This window comes from Methylomonas sp. AM2-LC (genome assembly GCF_039904985.1).
Taxonomy (GTDB): domain Bacteria; phylum Pseudomonadota; class Gammaproteobacteria; order Methylococcales; family Methylomonadaceae; genus Methylomonas.
In genome coordinates this window covers 2,205,472-2,226,867 of sequence record NZ_CP157005.1, presented here as the reverse complement: position 1 = coordinate 2,226,867, position 21,396 = coordinate 2,205,472, and the positions used below count along the sequence as shown (strand labels likewise).

General features: G+C 44.6%; 20 protein-coding genes and 1 pseudogene. 6 read left to right on the top strand and 15 right to left on the bottom strand.

Annotated elements, in window-relative coordinates:
- Nucleotides 1-11 precede the first annotated feature (11 nt).
- From ABH008_RS10150 to ABH008_RS10140, 3 genes are all read left to right on the top strand, one after another.
- A complete protein-coding gene (locus ABH008_RS10150; RefSeq protein WP_347989741.1) occupies nt 12-440 on the top strand; it encodes an Hsp20 family protein in 429 nt (142 codons plus the stop codon).
- A gap of 160 nt (nt 441-600) precedes the next feature.
- A complete protein-coding gene (locus ABH008_RS10145) occupies nt 601-1,608 on the top strand; it encodes a ribokinase (protein WP_347989740.1) in 1,008 nt (335 codons plus the stop codon).
- Between the two features lie 101 nt (nt 1,609-1,709).
- Nucleotides 1,710-2,474, top strand: coding sequence for a GntR family transcriptional regulator (locus tag ABH008_RS10140; RefSeq protein WP_347989739.1), 765 nt, complete (start codon nt 1,710-1,712; stop codon nt 2,472-2,474).
- A gap of 364 nt (nt 2,475-2,838) precedes the next feature.
- Here the strand turns inward: ABH008_RS10140 and ABH008_RS10135 are convergent, their stop codons facing one another.
- Together ABH008_RS10135 and ABH008_RS10130 are read right to left on the bottom strand one after the other, a co-directional pair.
- The gene (locus ABH008_RS10135; RefSeq protein ID WP_347989738.1) at nt 2,839-4,500 is read right to left on the bottom strand and encodes a portal protein; all 1,662 of its coding nucleotides are present in this window, start codon (nt 4,498-4,500) and stop codon (nt 2,839-2,841) included.
- Nucleotides 4,500-4,706, bottom strand: a complete 207-nt coding sequence (locus ABH008_RS10130; protein WP_347989737.1) for a hypothetical protein — start codon at nt 4,704-4,706, stop codon at nt 4,500-4,502. Before ABH008_RS10130 ends, ABH008_RS10135 begins: the two co-directional genes overlap by 1 nt.
- 204 nt (nt 4,707-4,910) lie before the next feature.
- Between ABH008_RS10130 and ABH008_RS10125 the strand changes: the two are divergent.
- From ABH008_RS10125 to ABH008_RS10115, 3 genes and pseudogenes are all read left to right on the top strand, one after another.
- Nucleotides 4,911-5,114: pseudogene (locus ABH008_RS10125) on the top strand (type II toxin-antitoxin system CcdA family antitoxin); the annotation flags it as partial.
- A 288-nt stretch (nt 5,115-5,402) separates the two neighbouring features.
- A complete protein-coding gene (locus ABH008_RS10120) occupies nt 5,403-5,840 on the top strand; it encodes a PIN domain protein (protein ID WP_347989736.1) in 438 nt (145 codons plus the stop codon).
- Nucleotides 5,837-6,037 carry a hypothetical protein gene (locus ABH008_RS10115; protein ID WP_347989735.1) on the top strand — a complete coding sequence of 67 codons (201 nt, stop codon included), beginning with the start codon at nt 5,837-5,839 and terminating at the stop codon, nt 6,035-6,037. The genes ABH008_RS10120 and ABH008_RS10115 overlap by 4 nt, the downstream gene beginning before the upstream one ends.
- 237 nt (nt 6,038-6,274) lie before the next feature.
- Here the strand turns inward: ABH008_RS10115 and ABH008_RS10110 are convergent, their stop codons facing one another.
- The 13 genes from ABH008_RS10110 to ABH008_RS10050 form a co-directional block, all read right to left on the bottom strand.
- The gene (locus ABH008_RS10110) at nt 6,275-6,556 is read right to left on the bottom strand and encodes an antibiotic biosynthesis monooxygenase (RefSeq protein ID WP_347989734.1); all 282 of its coding nucleotides are present in this window, start codon (nt 6,554-6,556) and stop codon (nt 6,275-6,277) included.
- A gap of 64 nt (nt 6,557-6,620) precedes the next feature.
- Nucleotides 6,621-7,163, bottom strand: coding sequence for a DinB family protein (locus tag ABH008_RS10105; protein WP_347989733.1), 543 nt, complete (start codon nt 7,161-7,163; stop codon nt 6,621-6,623).
- Between the two features lie 440 nt (nt 7,164-7,603).
- Nucleotides 7,604-8,506 (bottom strand): hypothetical protein, encoded by a 903-nt coding sequence (locus ABH008_RS10100; protein ID WP_347989732.1) that lies wholly within the window; start codon nt 8,504-8,506, stop codon nt 7,604-7,606.
- Nucleotides 8,507-8,700: 194 nt separating this feature from the next.
- Nucleotides 8,701-11,286, bottom strand: a complete 2,586-nt coding sequence (mprF, locus tag ABH008_RS10095; protein ID WP_347989731.1) for a bifunctional lysylphosphatidylglycerol flippase/synthetase MprF — start codon at nt 11,284-11,286, stop codon at nt 8,701-8,703.
- A gap of 62 nt (nt 11,287-11,348) precedes the next feature.
- On the bottom strand, nt 11,349-12,704 hold the full coding sequence (locus tag ABH008_RS10090; protein WP_347989730.1) for an AcvB/VirJ family lysyl-phosphatidylglycerol hydrolase: 1,356 nt from the start codon (nt 12,702-12,704) through the stop codon (nt 11,349-11,351).
- A gap of 31 nt (nt 12,705-12,735) precedes the next feature.
- Nucleotides 12,736-13,617 (bottom strand): alpha/beta hydrolase, encoded by an 882-nt coding sequence (locus ABH008_RS10085; RefSeq protein WP_347989729.1) that lies wholly within the window; start codon nt 13,615-13,617, stop codon nt 12,736-12,738.
- Between the two features lie 339 nt (nt 13,618-13,956).
- A complete protein-coding gene (locus tag ABH008_RS10080; protein WP_347989728.1) occupies nt 13,957-15,015 on the bottom strand; it encodes a hypothetical protein in 1,059 nt (352 codons plus the stop codon).
- Nucleotides 14,996-15,346, bottom strand: coding sequence for a hypothetical protein (locus ABH008_RS10075; protein ID WP_347989727.1), 351 nt, complete (start codon nt 15,344-15,346; stop codon nt 14,996-14,998). The genes ABH008_RS10080 and ABH008_RS10075 overlap by 20 nt, the downstream gene beginning before the upstream one ends.
- 786 nt (nt 15,347-16,132) lie before the next feature.
- Nucleotides 16,133-16,447: an addiction module antidote protein gene (locus ABH008_RS10070; protein ID WP_347989726.1), complete on the bottom strand. Its 315-nt coding sequence runs from the start codon at nt 16,445-16,447 to the stop codon at nt 16,133-16,135.
- Nucleotides 16,448-16,638: 191 nt separating this feature from the next.
- A complete protein-coding gene (locus ABH008_RS10065; protein ID WP_347989725.1) occupies nt 16,639-18,492 on the bottom strand; it encodes a methanol/ethanol family PQQ-dependent dehydrogenase in 1,854 nt (617 codons plus the stop codon).
- 636 nt (nt 18,493-19,128) lie between these two features.
- Nucleotides 19,129-19,491, bottom strand: a complete 363-nt coding sequence (locus tag ABH008_RS10060; protein WP_347989724.1) for a c-type cytochrome — start codon at nt 19,489-19,491, stop codon at nt 19,129-19,131.
- 8 nt (nt 19,492-19,499) lie between these two features.
- On the bottom strand, nt 19,500-19,928 hold the full coding sequence (locus tag ABH008_RS10055; protein WP_347989723.1) for a hypothetical protein: 429 nt from the start codon (nt 19,926-19,928) through the stop codon (nt 19,500-19,502).
- Between the two features lie 11 nt (nt 19,929-19,939).
- Nucleotides 19,940-21,364 carry a hypothetical protein gene (locus ABH008_RS10050; RefSeq protein ID WP_347989722.1) on the bottom strand — a complete coding sequence of 475 codons (1,425 nt, stop codon included), beginning with the start codon at nt 21,362-21,364 and terminating at the stop codon, nt 19,940-19,942.
- Nucleotides 21,365-21,396 lie beyond the last annotated feature (32 nt).

Below are 21,396 nucleotides of genomic sequence, written 5' to 3'. Positions count from 1 at the left end.
GGAGAAATGACATGACTACTTTGAGTCCATTTATGCACAGGGGTTTGATTGACGAATTATTTCGCGATGTTAACCCTGGTTATTTTATTAAACCTTTACACGGTGACGGCCTACCCGCTCAGATTAAGGTGGATATAAAAGAAAATCCATCCGAATTTATTGTACACGCCGAAATTCCCGGCACAGCCAAAGAAAACATCCACGTGAGCATAGAGCGCAATGTGGTGACTATACGCGCAGAGATTTTGCAACTGGATAGTGAGAATAAGGATGATAAATTATTACGCAGTGAACGTTATTTTGGTGAAGTGTCGCGCAGCTTTCAATTGCCCGTAGAAATTGACGACGTTAACAGCAAAGCGCGCTACGAAAATGGCGTATTGACGTTGAATTTATTGAAAAAGCAGAAACAGGCTGGGCAACGCATGTTGATTGATTAATCCCCTGCTTGTGGGTAGGAGTGTGGTGCTGTACGAGGAGCGTGAAAACAACAAACTGCTCAATATACGGCATCACATCGCCTACCTATGCCATTAAATTGATGGACAACCCATCTAATCAGCATTGATAATACTTATTAAAAGCTGATTAAATACCAAAATGCACAAATTAGATGCCAATAACAGCGAGAATTTACCCGCAATAGACTCTTTAAAGTTTTTTGTGGCTGCAAACTTTGTACAGGCCTGTTGCTGGAAAGTACCGCGCTTACCGGTTTTGGGTGAAACACTGGTGGCCTCTGCATTAAGTATAGAAGCGGGCGGCAAGGGTTTAAATGTGGCTATTGGTTTGCGTCGTTTGGGGGCGCAAGTTGATGCATTGTTGGGTATTGGTAACGATGCAGCGGGTGACAGCTTGACTCGCTTATTAGACAAAGAGAACATCCCGGTAACACATGTGCATCGACTGGCTGGCGCCTCCGGTCATGGTGCTGGCTTGATTACCGCTGGCGGTGAGAATGCCATAGCTGTCTATCCGGGTGCCAATCTGTTACTGCGTGATGAACATGCCGAGCTGGCGGAAACCGCTATCAGCGCGGCCAACTGGGTGTATGGCCAGTTTGAAACGTCTGTGTCTGTGGTGCAGCGCTGTTTCGAGTTGGCTAGACAACATGACTGCTGTACAGCTCTTAACCCTTCGCCCTGGCAGGAAATACCCCCTGCCCTATTGGCCGCAACCGATATATTAGTGGTAAACGAGATTGAAGCGGCAAAGCTGCTGCATATACCCGATTTACCCATCAATTTGAGCGCTATTGCCAGCGTGTTAAGCAGCGCCAGTGAACAATTATGGGCTAGCTGGTCGGGGCAATTGTTAGTGGTAACACTGGGTGAATTGGGCTGTGTGGCATTACAGCCAAAGCACACGGCGCTGGCGATACCGGCTTTTAAAATAGAGGCATTAGACAGTGTGGGTGCAGGCGATGCTTTTGCGGCTGGCTTACTGTATCAACTGGCCTTAAACACCTCCCTGGCCGAGGCCTTGCGTTATGCAAATGCCTGTGGAGCAATGCTAGCATCAAAGCTTGGGGTACTGGACGTATTACCCAATCATGCTCAGGTAGCCAGTTTTATAGCGGCTGCCCCTCATTCGTCAACTACAGTGTGAATTATTTCGCTGATAGACTGTGATCTTTACACTTGCTTTTGTAAATTCTTGACTGATTTCGGCTATAATAGCAGCCGTGTTCAGTTCTTTGTAGGACTCTAATGCTTAAAACTCCTAGTCATGAGAATGTGTTTCAGCAATTACGTCTGGATCATCATAGTTCTCAACCTTATTATCAGCAATTGCAACAACAATTACTGGGTCTCATTGAGTCGGGTGCGCTTGCGCCAGGCCAGAATTTGCCCGCCGAACGAGCGCTAGCCGATTTACTGCAAATTAGCCGCACCACGGTTAAACGCTGCTACGACCAGATGCGCGAAGCGGATACTCTAGTAACGCTGGGGCGTGGTGGTACGGTGGTTCAGGCTCCAAAAGGTATTAGTCCAGAGATGGGGCGTTTGAAAGGTTTTACCGAAGAAATGCAGGAACTAGGCATGTCGCCCAGTACCAAACTGCTGGAACGTAAGATCGTGCAAGATCGTACTTTGGCATCGATGTTTGGTCGCCCGGCTGTGGCAAAATTCTTAAAACTGGTACGTTTGCGCCTGGCAGACGAACAAAGCATGTCACGGGAAGTTGCTTGGTATGACTTAACGCTGGCACCTTCGCTGGCAGATTGGGACGCCATGGGTTCATCTTATGCTTATTTACAGGAAAACTGTCAAATACGTTTCGCTAATTCTGAACAAAGCATAGAAGCGGTATTAAGCTCTGAAGAGGAATCTCAGGTTTTTGGCTTTACGCAACCCAGCCCGTGTTTATTGATTAAACGGCGTATTTATTCTGATCGTCAACAATTAGTTGAATATGTGGAAGGTACGTTTCGGGGCGATGCGTATGCGTATAGAATTAAACTGCAGGTGTAGCGTATCCAGATAATCTGATTAATGCTCGGGTGGCCGGAAAGAACTAAAACCACCCGAGACGCCAATCAGTTTGCTACTGAAGGCTTATTTCTCGATTAGAGGTTCTCGTTTCCGATTGTGATAGGTTTTGTTTTCGTGGCTTGCGCGGCAGTGGCAATATTCTTTTTGCGGATAGCCGTAATCTTTTGTGTCTTTTATGTGTTTTTTCCTCATGACATTTCACCTTTGGGTTAAAGAAACGATGGTTAAATTCTATAAAGCACTCCAGTTTAAAACCGTTATTTACATCACAATACTGACAGAGAGTTTAAAGCCGTTTCTGACCACTACGCGCTGTAATATGACGGTTTGATGATAGCGTACCTTATGTGTCATTTTTCTGCAACATTCCCAATACATCGCCTGCAACATTGCCCGATTGGGTGGAAGTTTGCCCCAGATTTCTCAAGGTTTCGCTACCTTGTTGCAGAGCCGTTTGTTGTTGTGCGGCTTGCGCTTGCTGGGTGCGTTGCTGGCGAATCAGGGCTAATTGCTGTCCGGCAATCACCAGCTCTGGATCGATACTGAGCTTATCGCTATACAAATCTGCCCAATGATCGGCATCGAATTTATCCAGTACCTCGGGCTTTATGCTGGCGATATGCCCCAGGTTTAATACGAAACGATCGATACCATTAAGAGCCACGGCTTTTTGCGCTTGGGCTAATAAAGATACGTATTCGATATTGAGATTATGGCCTTGTAGTTCTGGGGGTGGCGCGGGCAATAAACCACCTTGTAACAAGCGGGTAAAGGTGTTTTCCAGTAAAGGATCGAGTAGTTCGTTATTTAGGCGCTCGACCACCGGGCCGAGCATCAGCATTTTTTCTTCGTGGCGTTCGGCCACTTCGGTTGCCGTCATATTTTGATTCTGTTCTGATATCATCATGAACAAATCCGCATAAAACGCCGAGTTGATGCGACCACGCACATCTTGAATATCTTCCAATAAATATTGCAGGTTTAAATTGACTTCGAATGCGGTTTTTACCCCTTGACTGGCAGTTGCGGCATCGTAATAACTAATGCCACCCGGAAACAGCTGGTTTTCGCGGTTTTTCATGCTGCTGGGTAATTGCAGTGGCGGATTGGCCTGATAATCGATGGCTTGCGATTTACGGAACTGTTGCGCCTGTAATTGTTTAACATCGCCCAATGCTTCCATACCGGGGCTGTTACCGTAAATATCGCCGCCTTGCGTAGCCCAGCGTGGCACCAAACACGGGAACGATTGAAAGCCGGATTCGCGTAATACTTTTGTGGCATTGCCGGTTTCCCAATACACGGAACGAAACGGCATATTGGCGGCATCACGCTTGTTGGCTAGTCGTTCGTTACGCGGTTCTATAGCATGGCGTAAGGTAACCCAACTGTCTTGTTGCTGGTTTTTTACTAGATTCTGCACGGTGGTTGAACAGTTTTCGTAGCCAAACTCGGCGACGATTTCAGCGGCAGTTTTATCGAATTCGCGATACAGGGTAACCACATCGCCTTTCCAGTCGGTGGCGATGGCGTATTCGCCTATGGTAAACGGGTGCAGATGCAGGATATTTTGGTAATCGTCTGCCATTACGGCTGCGCCAGTACCAAAAGCGCCCAGTTCTTCGTAGAGCATGTGCAAGACTCGATAGGCATTTGAACGCGCCAGTACGTCTTGTACTTGCTCGGTGACTTTGTTTAACCAGATTTTGACATTTTGCTGCGCCATTAATTCTGGATCGCTAACTGCCAGTTTAAACCAGGGACGTGATGGACTGGTCATGCCCGACATCATGCCAGCGGCTAACACGCGCAAAGCGCGGCTGGCAGTGCTGTCGTATAGTGTATTATTACGCTGCCAGCCTTTGTCTCTATCGTTTACAAAATAACGGCCATTGCGTGGCAATAGGTAACGGCTGAGTTCTGACCAGTGTTGCCACCAGGAGGAACGTTCGTTTTTTAATACTTGCCAGCGTTGATTGAGTTTATCCAGTTCTGACTCACTCATTATTGCCCCAGCAGGGATTGTTTACCCAGATTAGTGTTGTTAAGCGGCTCTGCACCCATGCCTGTAGTGAGTAAAGTGCCATTTTGAGGGTTATTAGCCTGTGCTGCGGTATTGGCTCTGACCACGGCGGCGCTGGGTGTTTGTGCATATTGCGGGGGTGGCGGTGGCGCAGGTGGTGCGGCGGGGGCCGAGGCTCCAAAACACATAGATTTTCTCCAGATTGTTGATAATGACTGGAGTTTAGGGGGGGATGGGTGGAGTTATCCGCACTTTTGGGGGTTGGAAATATAGGCAACGCTCGTTAATCTTGAAATGCATACCTGGCATGCGAAGAATCCCTGCGCATAAATCTCCCAGCTGGAGATGATATGTAAACTACTTACAAACCCAATGCATCCAAAACAGCGGCCAATTTCAGCATCAACGCAGATTTATTGAATCAGGCTACAGAGCTGAATATCAACTTATCAGCCACTTTGGAACAGGCACTCACTGAAGTGATACGCCATAAGCAACGCCAACAGTGGCAACAAGACAATCAGCAATCTATCATGCAATATAATCAATTGGTAGAAAGCGAAGGTTGTTTCAGTGATAGTTTACGGAATTTTTGATGGTGCAATTTACGCTTTAGCTTAATTCGAATCGACAAACCCAAAACCGTTATCCTTATTTGCTTGATGTACTGAACGACTTTCTTGATGCATTGCAAACCCGTTTGGTTATTCCTGCGGTAAAACTGACCGGCCAGTAGCCAATATCACCCTTGAATCCATTATTCACATGGTAAGATGAGCATTATATGCTGAACACACATGAAATGATCTAGACAAATTTACTAACCAGCAAATTTGCATTTAAAATGAAGTATTGTATTTTTCCGACTTAAATATGAATTAATTATGCTTTTATATTTAGATAATTGCTGCTTCAACCGCCCTTACGATGATCAGTCGTCGGCCAATATTTTCCTGGAAACTCAAGCTAAATTGTATATTCAGGAAAATATTTTAAACGGAAAGTATCAATTGGTTTGGTCTTATATTTTACAATACGAAAACGATCAAAACCCTTATATTAACCATAAGCTAGAAATACACAAATGGAAACAACAGGCAAGCCAATTAGTTTCTGCATCAACAGAAATCATTGTTAGGGCAAAAAATTATCAAACAATTGGCATGCATGCAAAAGATGCTTTGCATTGTGCTTGTGCTGTTTCTGTTAACGCAGATTATTTTATTACAACGGATAAGCAATTGATAAAGGCAGGCAAAAAGCTCGCCGAGCTTAAGGTTATAAACCCGCTTTCATTTATCCAAGAGGAAGTTAGCTCATGAAAACAGACAATGAAGTAATTCACAGTGGCTTTGAATCCATTTTCTCCACCCTCGGAATGGTTGATGCCGAGCGTTTTATCATGTTAATTAAACGTGATAAATTTGATTATACCGAATGGCAAAAAAAACTATGGGCTAACGAGACGGTGGAATCCCTATCTGCACAAGCGCAAAAAGCATGGGAACATTCTGTTTGAATTTTGGGTTAGTTCATCCAAATCCATTCGTGAGGGCGAACTGCTTACAGCTAAATAATTTTTTAACGTAAAGAAAGTTACGATGCGCGTAGCCGTTTGAGAACAATTAAAGCTCTAACTAATGCGCATATAACCCACTCTACGCAACTATACAATTTAGGCTAAATCGATTATGAGCCAAGTGATTAAGTTTACCTAACAAATTCGCTTTTATCCAAAACGTATTGATTTTATAGTTTATAGCACGCCTTGCTCTATTGCCTGTAAATAGATAAATTCCGGTGCTTTTACGCCCGCTTTTTTCCTGATTTCCACCAATTCCGGTGACTCGAAAAAGCGCCGCGCATTGTCCAGCGTAGACCATTGCGAGAAATGGACGATGTTATTCGCATCGTTATCGTAGCGTAGTAATTGGTAGCTGATTTCGCCCGCGCTTTTCCTGATATCTGCGGCTTGATCGAAAACGGCTTTCCAGGCTGGATAGGATTCCACTTCGTGAATAATTAATACATAGGGCATGCACACTCCAAAATAGGTTGTTTTGCTATTAATTTTAACAGGTCTTGCTTCGCTAACTAGCGTTTTACTCAGCAGCTTGATTAGGAATAAGCTCAAGCAGATCGGTAACACCCACATCAATACCCTGTTGAGACAGCAAGGTAGTCGCCTGGCCACGATGATGGGTTTGATGGTTGAAAAAGTGCATCACCAAACTGAAAAAGTTTTTGTTGGCAGCGATGCCTTTCATGTTAGCGTAGTGTAAAACATGGCTTAAATCAGCTTCTGTCAGTGATTTTGCCCAGGCATTGATAACGCCATCCAGCCAATGCCGATGTTCTGTCAGACTAGGCAAATCTGTAAACAATAACTGATCAAGCCGTTCCGGTGATGGAAGTGCTTGCATGGGTGCAAGTGACAAATGCTGGCTGGGGTGAGCTGCAAAACGTTTGAGCCAAACGGTATCCGCCACCACTATGTGATTAAGTGTGCCAAGAATTGATGTGAAGTAAGCACCTTTGTCTGCCTGTATTTCTTCTGCGGATATTTGCGCTGCTGCTGCATAGAGCTTGGCGTTCATCTCTGTGTTGTAAGAGGCCATGAGAATGATATGATCGAGGCGGCTCATGATAGGGTTCCCAAAAATGTATATTCTAGCAGGGGCGTGGCTGGGTGGAACAGCGTAAAACCTAGCAGCTGCTATACATTTTTAGTTATTTGGTGGAATTTGTGGCACCCGCAGGTATTTTGGGCGACTAGGGCTTTATGGTGCGGTTCGTGACCTCACCGCACCCTACGATATTGTCAAAACACACTTGAATTATTTAACGAAATATCTTATACCCGCAAGTTTTTGGCAACTTGGCAGTTTTGTTATGCCCACGCTGGTTTACGATGCGCGCAGCAGCTTTGGTATCTTTAAAGTCAACCAATTGCGCGTCTAACCCAGCCTACGCTTTAGGTCGTAGGCTGGGTAGAACAACGTGAAACCCAGCAGAGGTATTGAAATTAGCAAACTTCTTTGCCATCAAACTGGACTTTAGTTTACAAACCGATAATAAAATACCTTTAGGCAGGTACGACGCAGTAGCTAGGTACCCAGGTTTTTTCCATTAAGGGCGTCGGGATTTCTTTATAATCGAATACCAGGGCTTCTTTAATCATGTTATCAATGTTAAAGAACAGTTTGGTTTCTGGGATGTCGTGGAAGAACATTTTGAACAGCGGCGGTGTAATCCAGGCTGAGACTTTAATGCCAAAATCGCCTATATAATTGCGGCGTTGGCCAATGTGCGCCAGTTCGTCTATGGTAATTTCGTTTAATAATTCGCGTAAACGCGCACAGGCTTCGGGTTCGTCGGCAAAAACTTCGTCCAGAATATTATCCACATAGCGATAAAACATAATGCCCATCAGCTCGGTTACAAAGGCAAACGGGCTCATTAAATCTTCCGGTAGTTTGGGGAAGAATTCGTAGACTTTTTGTGCGATGGGGCCTAAGGGTACCCATTCGGTTTTATCCAAACCTAAGGTACAAAACATTTCATGAAACAGACGTGTATGCGAAAACTCTTCAGCTAGGTGATAGCGGCTGATACGGTCGGTAACATCTTTTGAGTTGGCAAAATCGGGGGTTGCCGCCCATGCACCGGTAATACCCACCCATTCGTGGCGGGCAAATTTGTAAATACAGGTTAACAGCAAGGTTTTACGATCCAGCGTACTAACATCATCCTTTAGTTCTACATAATTTCTATAAAAAGCCTCGGGCTGGGCAAAAGGCTGTCTTAATGTAATGGGATTGGCTTTAAAATGCGCTAGTACGGCGCGTTTTTTAGTTAGATCTTGTTCGCTTTCCAACAAATCGCCGGAATGCTGCTGGGTAAAATCCCAATAATTTTCAAAATTATCCTGGCGCTGTTGAGAAGAACTGGGCGAAAAGATAGAAAGGTATTGTTTTACTTGATTCATAATTACCAGGCTGCTTATTGTGATAAGGTATTGTTAAATGGTCGTTTTTTGTGTTTTGCAAAACCCCTGCCTTCAAGCTGGCAAGCAGGGTGAATTGCCCTTGACATGTTTCCCGGTAGCAAACCTGAAGTTAAGCCAATAACATAGTAGCTAATTTTACCACACGCGGGGTCTGCTAAGAATCTATGTGCCAATTATTTGCTAAAGATGCCGTGCCATCCCCCCGAAATTAAGCGGGTAATGATCATCAAAATATAGGGTACCGACAAACTGGCTGGCGCCGCCAAATAGCGGGGCTGCCAGTGCGGGGCAAATTTGGCTTTATATTCATACAGACCTTCAAAATTGTAAAACTGGTCTCCAATATCAAAGATAGTGGTGCCTATTTTATGCCATAGCGGTGCCAACGGGTGCCGCTCCAACCCCGCCAAGGGTGCCATACCCAGCGAGAACCATTGGTAATGTCCAGCTTTGCCCCACAGCATTAATTCTGCAAATAGAAAATCCATAATGCCCTTGGGACTGGAGGGATCGTAACGCATTAAATCGATGGATAACTCCTCCAGTTGACTGGTTTTCCATAAATTGGCAAAAGCTTTTATTTCGCCCAATTCGTCTTTAATCACCACGATATCGGTGTGACGTAAATAGCTTTCCGAAAAAAATCCCAAGGAAAAGCCTTTTTCACGCGTATGTTTGTTTTGCAACCAAGCATCGGAAATTTGCCGTAAACGCGGCAAGGCGGCTTCTATGTCTTCTAGGTTAGACAGTATTTCAAAGCGATAGTTCAATTTGGTAAATTTATTTCTGGCGCTACGCTGATCTTCTCGCTTTTTACCTTCTAAGCTAAACTGACTTAAATCAATACGCGCTTCTTCACCCAGTTTAAACAGCGACAACCCCTGATCCAGATAATAGGGTAACAACTCGGCACTGACCTGATAAAACACCGCTTTGGCACCATAATTATCCGCCTGTTCGCGAAACTGCCAGAACAAGTCGTCAAATGCGGCATTGGCACCAATAGGGTCGCCCATGGCAATCCAGAATTGTGGGGTAATATCGAACATGATGAAAGCGTTGCGCTGCTGATTCCAGAATAAATACTTATCGCCCAACAACGCTAAAAACCCATGGGTATTAGCATAAGCCAGCATAACACTATTAGCTTCGCTCAGTTCGGCAGCATCCGGTTTAGCCAAATACTGCGGGGGCGCTACACTCAGCAAACGCACCAGACCGTAGCAAACCATCACCACACAGATGAGTAAACCGGCACGTAAAAAGCGCGGTGCATTGCCGTCATAAGAAAACTGCCACCACAAATCATGGGCATATTCCACATCGCGATAGGCAAAAAACCCCAGCCATAAGGAGCTCAACAATACCACGCTAGTCATCACCAGCCAGGTGCGGGTAAATGACATATGCAACAGCGAGGAACGTCGCGGAAAGTAACTGCGTGCGGGCAACATTAATAGAAATACCAACATTAACAAGCTGGCTTCTAACCAATGCCAACCTTTAAGCAAAGAAAACACGGCACCTGTCGCCAGCAATAACAAACTCCCATACCAGGCTGCATCTATTTTCAGGCGAATGCCGCGCGCCAGAAACAGCAGTAGTAAACCGATTAAGCTACCGGCCAGATGCGAAAACTCTAGCACCGGCAATAGCAGAAATTGACTTAAATCCTCACTGATATCTTCGTCTAGCGGAATAACACCAGAGAATAACAATAAACTGCCGATAAAGAACAAGAGTACCGAGCAGATTTGCGGCACAATGGCCGAAGCCAGACGACTAACCGCCAAACCGCTATCGACGATGATCTGGCGGCAATGGTAGACTTCGTAAGCGAACAGTCCGCAACCGGCCAGTAGTAAGGGTAGAAAATAATAAATCACTCGATACAGCAACAGTGCCGCAATTAAGATTAAATGCTGGTCTTGGGCTTCTATATCGGACATTAACCACAGAAACGCACTTTCAAAAATACCGATACCCCCCGGCACCTGGCTGATGACCCCTACCACTTGTGCCACCACAAATACGGCCAGAAAAGCACCAAAGCTGATATCGACTTTACCGAGCAACAGCACCCACAACACCAATGAAGACAATACCACATCCAGGCTGGCCACCAAGGTTTGCCAAACCGCCATGCGCGGTGAAGGTAAATGTAATTCGAAATTCTTGATGGTAAGCGGTTTACGCCAGAAAAACACCGCCAGCCAAAACACCGCCAAGCTGGCCGCACACACCAGGCTGACCCAATGTATGGCAGCCGGTTCTTGTACACTACTGACCAAAAAACACGGCAACAATAAACTACCTAACAAACCTAAGCTGAGTGCGCCCAATAAATAGGTTACGGTTTGGAATAAGGATATTTTTAATATATCCCAGCCTGGCACGCCCCATTTTGAATAAAACCGATAGCGTATGGAACCACCCGCAGCCCAGGCATGACCAGTATTGTTACTGATGGCATAGCCTAATAAAGCGGGTGGTATCATTTCCAACAACGGGATGTGTTTATGACCGGTAAACCGTAGCGCCAACCAATCATAGCCCGCTAATACCAGATAATTAATCACCGTTAAGGCAAAAGCCAGTAGAGCAATACGCCAGGGTGTGGTGCGTAAAGACGAAAGAATATCGTCCAGATTATGCGATTGTAGTTGATTGTGAACAATAATTAACGCACAGATAAACAACAGTAAGGGTAATAACTGTGCCAGTTTATGTGGGATTTTGCTTAAGGTTTCACGGTTCATGATTAGGTTAATTAAACGTTAGGTTGATGGCAAAACTCAACAAGTATTTGCATAATCATGGTTTATTTAGCGGCGATAGAGGTGGTAATCCCCTTTTGCCGATACACATCCAAAATTAAACGGGTTAATTTGGCATAGTCTTCATCAAAATGATGTCCACCGGGTAATTCTAAAATGTGCGCTTCGCTATTTTGTAATTGCGTACAGGCGGTTTCGGCTTTTTCTTCTGCGCCATACACACATAAGAGCTTTTGCTTGGGGATACGTGCCAACTCCGGCGCCAGGGGCTGCCCCTGCCCGCTTTGTCCTAACCAGCCGGAGACATGGATTTCAAAATCGGCAGTCTGGGCCAGAGCCAGCAATACCAATAAACTAACACTGTCCTTATCTTCGGCACTCAGGTGATTATATACAGCGGGCATGATATCGGCACCAAACGAATAACCAGCCAATATAAATTTTTTGCTACCCCAATGCTGACGGTAATAGTGCATGGTGCTACTTAAATCCGCCGCGACCTGTTCTGCGGGTTTTTGTTTCCAGAAATAGCGTAAAACATCGACCCCCACCACCGGATAATTTTGTTTGGCCATTTCACCCGCCACGGTACGATCCAAATCACGCCAGCCACCATCGCCTGAATAAAAGATAGTGACGCTATCACTGGCTGTGGCTGCGGGGACTTCTACCACGGGCATATTGGTTGCAGCCTCTTCGGTGTGATTAACCAGAATATTAATCTGCTGCACCAATAATGTATCTAAGGGCGTATCGTAAGCGGCAATGCGGGTATCTGCCTTAGCTAAGGCACGCACAAAAACCCCTGTTTTATCTTCTGGCTGATCGGCCCAGACCGATAACCAGTTACTGTTGAGGCTACCTTGATACTTTAAGATTAAGTCTTTGTCTTGTTGCTGGGTGGCCAACGGTGGACATAAGACTAAATCTTCGGGTAAATTGACCGAAAAATCGATAGAAACATGCGTGTTATCTGTTTTGCTATTGAGAGCATGAATAAAGGGTAATAACGCACCTTGCGAGATACCGCTAATAATATGCTGGGGCTGGATTAATTCGGCATGCGGCTCCAACAGCGTGTTAATTGCGTTATTTAAATGCGTGCTATCCAAACACTGACCAGAGGCGGCATTATAGTCGCTTAAAAAACGAGGGCTATCGACTATAAAGACGGTAACGCCCAATTCTGCCAGACGTTTGCCCAAAGTTAAGGCTGGATATTTTTGCGTATCGGCAAATACCAATGTGCTGGCCTTAGCACCCCATAAGGGTTTAGCAATTAAGCCGTTATAGCCCAGGGCTTTATACATTAAAGGGGGATGCGTATAAACCGCCCAGATAATGACGGGGGAAATCAGGCTTAAAAAGGCGTAAATAAGAGATCTTTTTTTGAATTTCATACAACTTTCGCTAAAGAGGCCGTGAAGTGTTTCATGGCGTGATGGGAATTTGTAAAAAGCTGGCAATTAACTGATTAATCTGCTCAGGATGGGTAAAGGGTGAAGCGTGTCCGGCACCCAATACGATTTCGATACTGCCCTGCGCCAACATTTGCGCCATTTCACCCGAGTGCGGTAAATCAATAATATCATTCTCTCCGGCAATCACTAAAGTGGGTGCGGCAATGGCTTGTAAATCACTGTGTTTAAGTTGCGGCTGGGTTTGCCATAATGTATTTAATTCGGCTTCCAGTTCGGCATGCCTATCCCCTGCCCCAGACCACCAGACCTGAAACCAGCTTTTTAGGGTATTCATTAGGCTATAAGACACATCAGGATCTGGCGTATCAAAACCACCAATCACACCACCCGGATGAAAATTGGCACTAATTGCCACGATGCGATCTACACGTTCAGGTGACTGCAAACCTAACAACAAGGCGATAATGCCGCCATCACTCCAGCCGACAATATCGGTACGCGTTATGGCCAGCCTATCCAATACTTTTAAGGTATCTTCGGCAAAAATTTCGTAACTGAGCACATCACTGCCACGGCTGGAACGCCCGTGTCCGCGCGTATCCACCAACACCACCTGCCGCCCGGCTTTTACCAGCCAGGGAATTTGCGAAAACCAGCAGAGTTTGTTACTTAAGCCGCCATGCAACATCAGCACCGGCTTGCCACTACCTATTACTTCGTAATGTATATGCGCTTGCCGATAATCGATATTACCCGTGACAACCGGCGCATCAGTGCTGTATTTCCACAGCATATAATTAAGAAAATTAGTAGACATGGGGGTTAGCCAAACAAAAATTGCCAGTAAACTTAACAGGAAAAATGCTGAAAGCATAGACAGCAATCGTTTCATAACAGGCAACAGTGACAAGCAATGTTTCATTATAACAATGATTGTTGCTGTGGGTGGGAATGAGCGGTTTTGTTTGGATTATGTCGGACTAAGGTAGCTATGAGCTGTGATGTTTTGTGTTTTTAACGTAGCCTGGATGAAATGTAATGGAATCCGGGGTTCGAAGCTGAAGCACTTTAAGGGTTTTTGGGACAAGATGATTTGCAGGGTGTTAGCGATATACGTGCCGACTTGTCGTAATACGGCTTCGCCTATTACGACCTATTCTGGCGTGTCGAATTGGATGAAATTTAATGGAATCCGAAGCGGGCTACATTTTATTATTTTTCGAAAAACACATTAAATTAATCGAATATCACACCTTTGATGTTTGATGTTTGATGTTGACGTCTGCTCTAATGCCAGTTTTTGCGCAACGATACAAAATATAATGGTAGGCCCAACCGTTACACTGAAGAAGTTATACGACATTTCGTAGCCTAGCACCGCTGTAAATATCAAACTTAAGCCGATGATCGCAACTGTCAGAAAGTGATTGTTTATTGACAAATTTTTTGCCAGCGAATCAAGGTAAATGAAACGTGCTACGACTAACAAACAGAGCAAGAAAATGCCCCCTTGAGGCCTTAAAAACCGAATATAAACAGCTACACCTCTTTTACGTTCTAATTGATAGTTCATATGCTGTTTAAACAAATCCCAATGCTGGAAGATGTGTATTAACTCAACAATAAATGCTAAACCCACCACCATAAACAAAAACCAATCCAGTGTGCGAATGACAGGCATTTTTTTGGCGTAGAAATAAAGCGCAAAATTTATTGCAAAATAAGCAAATGCGGTAGGAGCCAGGATGGGATGGATTAACATACTGCCAAATAAGAGTGTAGCCGCTGCCACTCTATAGCTATGTAAATGTAACAGAAGGCAAATGGCCAACACGGTGAAAATCAGTGCCTCCATGCGCACCATATTCGCCGCAAATATCAGGGGTGGGGTTACCAGCAACAATGTGGATAAACAGCCGATGAGCCATGAGTCTGACAACTTTCGAAAAGCCAGTGCAAATAGACAGACACCCAAGGCAACGGTTACTTCACAGGTGTAACGGGCAACTTCTATGCTATGTCCAAACAGGGCTAAAGCACTTCCTATAAACAGTGTAAAGCCGTCTGGAACCCAGAATATTCCTTGTGGCGCATTTATATTGGCGGGTTGAAGTGACTGGTGTTCCGCCCACCATAAGGCTGGCAGATAAAATCGCGCTTCGTCGTTGCAGGGTAACGGAAAACCAAGTTGATTCAAGTAGGCCAGCAATAAAACTATAGCGCCAGCCAGAATAGCAAATAGTTCATAAAAGCCAATAAGGTAAGGGCGATTAATTTGTATTTTTGTCATCTGCATTTGGGCATGGATATTGAGTGACTTGATAGCCAAAGCGTTTATCAGTTGAAAACCATTGGTCTACAATAATTTCTGTGGCGCTATTCTCATCGGTACTTTTATACTGTGGTGGACTCAGTTCCCGTACCCGTAACATTTGACAGTTTTCTTTATCGGCATTAGAAAAAGGTGTTACTACTGTTTCCCTAACCGGTTCGCAACTAGCTAAACGATTTGCAGCGCCTATTAAATAGGGAGAAACCACATCATCATCATCGAACAGTATTTTATTGATACCGTTCTTTCCACACTTTACTTTTGCTATTGCTGCTATGCCGTCTTTCATTTTAGAAAAGCTGCTCACATCATTTAGGTGAGTAGCGGAAAAAATTATGTTGCCCTTAATATTGTAGGTAACCAACCATTGCATGCAATAGTAACAAACAGCAATCAGGCACAGTTTGCTTGTTTTGGACAAAGTCATAATTGTCTGTAAATTTATTTAGAATGAGGTTATCAGCTTGAAAGGTGCATTAACAATAATCGACGGCTATTTAGCAGACTGTGTTTGTAAGACTAGTCTGTCAAAACAGCTAAATACCAGAGCTTTGCTAGCTGTTTTTACTTTTTTGCGAAGTAGTATAAACCATTGTTTCACACATCTAAAACAGTTGGTTAATAAAAACCCGCTTGTCTTGCGTTATCGAATAAGTTAGACGCTACTGGATTATTATTAAGCATAAAACGCCACATTTTTTTGCGCCTGGAGTGAGCATTGTGAAAACCGCATTCAAAATAAGGTGTTAGCGGTATACGTGCCGACACCCATTAGACGTAGCCTGGATGAAATTTAATGGAATCCGGGGCTCGAAGCTGAGGCGCTTTAGGGATTTTTGGGACGGGATGATTTATAGGGTGTTAGCGATATACGTTCCGACTTGTCGCAATACGGCTTCGCCTATTACGACCTATTCAGGCTTGTCGAGTTGGATGAAATGCGATGGAATCCGGGTTTCGAAGCTGTGTTGCTTTAATGATTTTTTGGGCGATAAGATTTTCAGGGTGTTAGCAGTATAAGTGCCGACACCCGTATTTAGTTACACTACATACGGGCTACACATTGATTGATAAACTAAACTTCTGAGCCTGAAGGTGACTGTAGCGGCTGGACACTAAAGCGAAGCCCTAAAGCTCTTAGAATTGCAGAAAAGTTACTCAAGGCCGGATTACCCTTTTCAGATAAGGTACGATAAAGGTGAGTTGGATTAAGTTCCGCAGATTCGGCAACCATTTGCAAACCCCCAAAAGCCTTGGCTACTTTTCCAAGTACAATCAAAAATTGGCCCTGATCACCATCCGCAAGAATAGTGTTTAACAGTTCAATAACGTAATCAGGGTTTTCCCGAAACTTTGCTTCCATGACATCAGCATGTGTTATCTCTTTCATGTTAACCTCTCGTTTGCCAGTTACGCCTGTATTCGCAAGCGGTGTGAATATCGTACACCTATTGCCATTATTCAAGAGCTGGCAATAGGTTGATAGTAAAGGCTTGGCGACAAATACTTATCACCAAGCCCGCTCTTTTTTAAGCCATGTTAACGGCGCTTAATATCCATTTGACTGATCCGCTTAAGCGCTTAATCCGGCAGGGCAAACACAGTAAAAGCACCGCCCAATTTGGTATAGGAACTTAAACTTCTGTAAGCCCCCACTGCACCCAGACCTTCTGAATTGGTTGCAGAGGTACCGTCGTCCAAACCTGCCGCGATGCCAATACCGGCCCAGCCGCCGATACCGGATAGAACGCCGACATATTGTTTGCCTTCATATTCCCAGGTATTGACATTGCCAATGATGCCGGAAGGTGTTTTAAATTTATAAAGCTCTTTTCCGGTTTTAGCGTCTACCGCTTTCAGATAACCTTCCAGCGTGCCATAAAACACCACACCACCGGCAGTTGCCACAGAACCGGACCAAACAGAGAATTGTTCTTTGTTAGACCACACAATTTTGCCGGTTTTGGCATCAAAAGCTGTAAATTGGCCCAAATTGGTGGTTCCGTCTTTTTGACCTGTCATCACATCGGTACCTGGCGGCATCATACTTACGGTGGCACCCACGTAAGGTTGGCCAGCGGTGTAAGAAACTTCGAATGGTTCGTAGTTCATACAGATGTGGTTGCCGGAAACATAGAACAAACCCGTTTGTGGAGAGTATGAAACAGGTTGTTGATTTTTCGCGCCTAACACTGCCGGGCAAATTCCTGCGGTGTTAACATCTTCACCATGGATTTCCGGACTGTAATCAGAGGCGACAACGGGGCGGCCCGATTTCATATCGATGTGCGTAGCCCAGTTAACGGCTTTGTCGAATTTTTCGGCAACCAGTAATTCGCCCGTTTCCCGATCCAGCGTATAGCCAAAACCATTACGGTCAAAGTGAACCAAGGTTTTACGCAATTTGCCGTTAATTTCTTGGTCTACCAAAACGGATTCGTTGATACTATCGTAGTCCCATTCATCGTGCGGAGTGATTTGGTAAACCCATTTAACTTCACCGCTGTCAGCATCTCGCGCCCACAAGGACATGGACCATTTATTGTCACCCGGACGTTGTGCCGGATTCCAAGTGGATGGATTGCCAGAACCGTAGTAAATCAAGTTCAATTTAGGGTCGTAGCTGTACCAACCCCAGGTGGCACCACCTCCGATTTTCCATTGATCGCCTTTCCAGGTACTTAGGCTGGATTCAGGGCCGACTGGTTGAACCTTGCCCTCTTTCCAAGCCGTGGTTTTGCTGGGATTAATTAAAGTGTCTTTATCTGGCCCCATGCTGTAGCCTTTCCACTCTAGTTGACCCGTATTGATATTGAAAGCCGCCAAAAAGCCGCGCACTCCAAATTCACCACCGGCAATACCCGTTATCACTTTGTCTTTTACCACTAACGGGGCATTGGTGTTGGTCATGCCCAATTTAGGATCACCATTTTGCACGCTCCATATTCTTTTACCGGTTTTCGCGTCCAGAGCAGTAAGAACGGTATCGGCTTGTTGCAGAAAAATTTTGCCATCGCCATAAGCCAAGCCACGATTTACGGTATCGCAGCACATCACAGGAACAGTAGCGTCTGCGTTTTGGACTGGGGTAAATTCCCAGATGACGGCTTTGGTTTTTTGATCGATGGCATAAACGGTGTTTGGGAATGGCGTATGAATATACACCACGCCGTTAACCACTAATGGCCCACCTTCATGACCACGCAATACGCCAGTGGAAAAAGTCCAGGCGGGTTGCAGATTTTTAGCGTTTGCAGTATTGATTTGAGAAAGTTTGCTATAGCGGGTTCCTGCGTAATCTCCACCCCAAGTTGCCCAGTTGCCAGGGTCTTGTTGTAATTTTTCAAGATCACTGTTGGCCATCGTTACAGCGGGTGCCGCAAGAATTGCAGCTATAGTTGTAGCAAGCAACCAGTTATTGACAGGCTTATTCATAGTGTACCTCCAGGTAATCTGTTAAATCGACAGAGTGTGTTTTATAGTTGTTAAGACTTGTCTGTGCAGCGTCGTCATTGTTTATTCGAATGCTAATTAGCGTGGATTAAAGACGCGATGAAACAACTTTACCGGTCAGTTTTTCGACAGTTTTTGAATCTGTCAGATTAAAATATATTACAATTAGTGCTGTTATTTTCATAGGTTTATCAAATGTTTCCGTTAAAAGCATGTATATAAAACATCTATTTATGAAATTAGTAAAATATCGATTTTCTATGAGTTAATAGGTTTTTCCTATTTAATTAAAAAGACAACACGTTTTATGATTGTTAAATTGAATTGGTTAACGTAGCCTGGATGAAATGAAATGGAATCCGGGGTTCGAAGCTGAAGCGCTTTAAGGATTTTTTGGACGGTATAACTTGTAGGGTGTTGGCGGTATAAGTGCCGACTTGTCGCAATACGGCTTCGCCTATTACGACCTATGCAGGCTTGTCGAGTTGGATGAAGGAATCTGGGATTTGAAGCTGAAGCGCTTTAGGGCTTATTGGGGAGGGTTGACTTGCCGGGTGTTAGCAATATAAATGCCGACACCCGTATTTCGTTCCACTACATGCGGGCTACATTGGTGAATTACTGCGGGTGGTTTTGCCCATAATCAGCATAAAAACTAGCTAAATTGGCAATATCCTGATCAGTTAATTGTGAAGTAACGCCATTCATGTAGGGGTGAATGCGTTTATTATCGCGAAAATCTTTAAGTTTTGCGGCCAGATAACCTTTTTTCTGTCCCAGAATATTCGGCGACATCACCATCGCCACGCGAATATTTTGCGGCCCATGACAGCCACCACAAGTTAAATAGGCAGTGCGTTCGGCTGCGGCTGCTGTATCGGCAGCGGGGGTTTTTTCAAACACTGCACAGCCTTGCAGACCAACAGCCAGTAAACTGATGGTTAACATCAGGCTTGCAAATCGTTTTATCGTTTTAATCATCACTCTGTTTACCATTTTTTAGCGGGTAGACGGGAATAGAATTCACTTAAATCTATAATTTGCTGATTGGTGAATTTTGCGGCGATATCTTCATGCCCTTCGCATTGGTTACCCTGATTGCGACAGCCTGCCAGCCAGCCACACAGATACAATGGTTCTTGACCTGCCAAATTGGGTACCGTATCAGAAACACTGATACCCTGGTTGCCGTGACAACTGCTGCATTGACTGTCAGCCAAATTTTGAATGGTTTTGATTTTGCTCTCGGCCAAATCAAAACCGGCGGTATTACCCAAGGCATGTCCCATATGCTGATGGCTAATGCCCTCAGGACAGCTTCCTGATTGTGCTGCGGCAAAAACAGCAGTATTGAGCACCCATAAACAAAACAGGGCCATTACCTTGAAATTAAAGCTTATTTTTGAATAATTTTTCATAGAATGCATCATTAAAACATTATATTACCGGAAACATACAAGGTATTGTTTGCTTCAGGACTGCGTCCGTTACCATCGTAATTGCTATAGGCACCATTGAATTGTGTATAAGCCCAATATTGCATAGACAGGCGCAAATTTAGATAAGGATCGGAGCCTGCAACACCCTTACCAAACGGTACATAGTCGGCTTCGAATAACAATGAATTGGTATTGGGCGAACCGTTAAAACTGCCCGTTATAGCATTGCCACTACCGTATAAGGTAGGATCTATACTGCCGGTCATATTCATCCAGCCCACGGTTAAATTATAGGTTTGCTTATAAGTCCACATCCCCATCATCATGAGACTATTCAGGTGATTCTGGCTGTTTGCCGAGATTCCTAAGCCTTGACTAGCAGTCATATTCATTTCGTCGCGGGTATATCTAAACATAGCCATCAACATATTATCGTCGTTCAGCATATAAGAATAATTTGCATCGGCGTTATATTCAACATAGGTATCCAATCCACTGGAACGTTGATATTGCGGAAAAACCCGTGCTGCTAAACCATAGGTACCTATCATCATGGTATGTGGACCAACAGTATGTTGTAAAAATGCCCGCCAATAGGGTGCTGGACCATCGATTTGTCCGGTTTGTAAAGACGTACCGTGCGCAGCGCTAGATACCCCCAACCCTTGTTGCATCACCCTGGCTTGTGAAGTGTACGCACCCGCTTCCAGATACAGATGATTATTAATCATGGTATAAAGGGTAGCGCCCGCCGTATAGGCACCCGACATCAAACCCTGCAAATAGGGGTGAGCGGCAGGTTGCACAGTAACCGAAGACTGAGTATAGGGATACATCCACGCATAGGTAGACATCCAAAAATCAGACATAGTGGGTGCATTGTTAAGCGATAAACCATAGGTGATGTTATTACCGTTGTAAGCTAAGTGATTAGCATAACGTATATCAGCCATTGCCAAACTGATAGAGCGACCAGTCTGTGGACTAATATTCATCTGTAGATAACTGCCGATTTTATTGGTAATACGTCCTGTGTAATACACTGCTGTCCAATCATTTACCAGATTATTATTAGCTGATGATTGATATGATTTATTACTGACATAGGCATCACCCGTATTATCCTTCTGGGTATTAGTGAAAGACCCTACTATTTCCAACGAAAACGGATTCAATGCATCTGGCAACTTATTAGCATTACCCGCCACATAACCATCCAGCTTAAATTTTTGACCGTATTGGGTTAACCAAGGCCCATAGCCTTGCATATGGCAAGCAGTACAAGGCTCACCCGTTTGACGTGAAAACGCGGTGGTCGCCCAACTTGATTGCAGCGGAGCCAAGCAACACAGAATAATTAAACACAGCCGGTAGAGCCGCATTTTTTGGGTAGTAAATGAAACTGCTAAAACCATTTTAGACTCAATGAGGAGACAAAAATTACTGA

Excerpts from the sequence above, each read along its gene's own strand:
- ABH008_RS10150 (WP_347989741.1), top strand. The coding sequence starts at position 12 with ATGACTACTTTGAGTCCATTTATGCACAGGGGTTTGATTGACGAATTA.
- ABH008_RS10145 (WP_347989740.1), top strand. The coding sequence starts at position 601 with ATGCACAAATTAGATGCCAATAACAGCGAGAATTTACCCGCAATAGAC.
- ABH008_RS10140 (WP_347989739.1), top strand. The coding sequence starts at position 1,710 with ATGCTTAAAACTCCTAGTCATGAGAATGTGTTTCAGCAATTACGTCTG.
- ABH008_RS10135 (WP_347989738.1), bottom strand. The coding sequence starts at position 4,500 with ATGAGTGAGTCAGAACTGGATAAACTCAATCAACGCTGGCAAGTATTA.
- ABH008_RS10130 (WP_347989737.1), bottom strand. The coding sequence starts at position 4,706 with ATGTGTTTTGGAGCCTCGGCCCCCGCCGCACCACCTGCGCCACCGCCA.
- ABH008_RS10120 (WP_347989736.1), top strand. The coding sequence starts at position 5,403 with ATGCTTTTATATTTAGATAATTGCTGCTTCAACCGCCCTTACGATGAT.
- ABH008_RS10115 (WP_347989735.1), top strand. The coding sequence starts at position 5,837 with ATGAAAACAGACAATGAAGTAATTCACAGTGGCTTTGAATCCATTTTC.
- ABH008_RS10110 (WP_347989734.1), bottom strand. The coding sequence starts at position 6,556 with ATGCCCTATGTATTAATTATTCACGAAGTGGAATCCTATCCAGCCTGG.
- ABH008_RS10105 (WP_347989733.1), bottom strand. The coding sequence starts at position 7,163 with ATGAGCCGCCTCGATCATATCATTCTCATGGCCTCTTACAACACAGAG.
- ABH008_RS10100 (WP_347989732.1), bottom strand. The coding sequence starts at position 8,506 with ATGAATCAAGTAAAACAATACCTTTCTATCTTTTCGCCCAGTTCTTCT.
- mprF (WP_347989731.1), bottom strand. The coding sequence starts at position 11,286 with ATGAACCGTGAAACCTTAAGCAAAATCCCACATAAACTGGCACAGTTA.
- ABH008_RS10090 (WP_347989730.1), bottom strand. The coding sequence starts at position 12,704 with ATGAAATTCAAAAAAAGATCTCTTATTTACGCCTTTTTAAGCCTGATT.
- ABH008_RS10085 (WP_347989729.1), bottom strand. The coding sequence starts at position 13,617 with ATGAAACGATTGCTGTCTATGCTTTCAGCATTTTTCCTGTTAAGTTTA.
- ABH008_RS10080 (WP_347989728.1), bottom strand. The coding sequence starts at position 15,015 with ATGACAAAAATACAAATTAATCGCCCTTACCTTATTGGCTTTTATGAA.
- ABH008_RS10075 (WP_347989727.1), bottom strand. The coding sequence starts at position 15,346 with ATGAAAGACGGCATAGCAGCAATAGCAAAAGTAAAGTGTGGAAAGAAC.
- ABH008_RS10070 (WP_347989726.1), bottom strand. The coding sequence starts at position 16,447 with ATGAAAGAGATAACACATGCTGATGTCATGGAAGCAAAGTTTCGGGAA.
- ABH008_RS10065 (WP_347989725.1), bottom strand. The coding sequence starts at position 18,492 with ATGAATAAGCCTGTCAATAACTGGTTGCTTGCTACAACTATAGCTGCA.
- ABH008_RS10060 (WP_347989724.1), bottom strand. The coding sequence starts at position 19,491 with ATGATTAAAACGATAAAACGATTTGCAAGCCTGATGTTAACCATCAGT.
- ABH008_RS10055 (WP_347989723.1), bottom strand. The coding sequence starts at position 19,928 with ATGAAAAATTATTCAAAAATAAGCTTTAATTTCAAGGTAATGGCCCTG.
- ABH008_RS10050 (WP_347989722.1), bottom strand. The coding sequence starts at position 21,364 with ATGGTTTTAGCAGTTTCATTTACTACCCAAAAAATGCGGCTCTACCGG.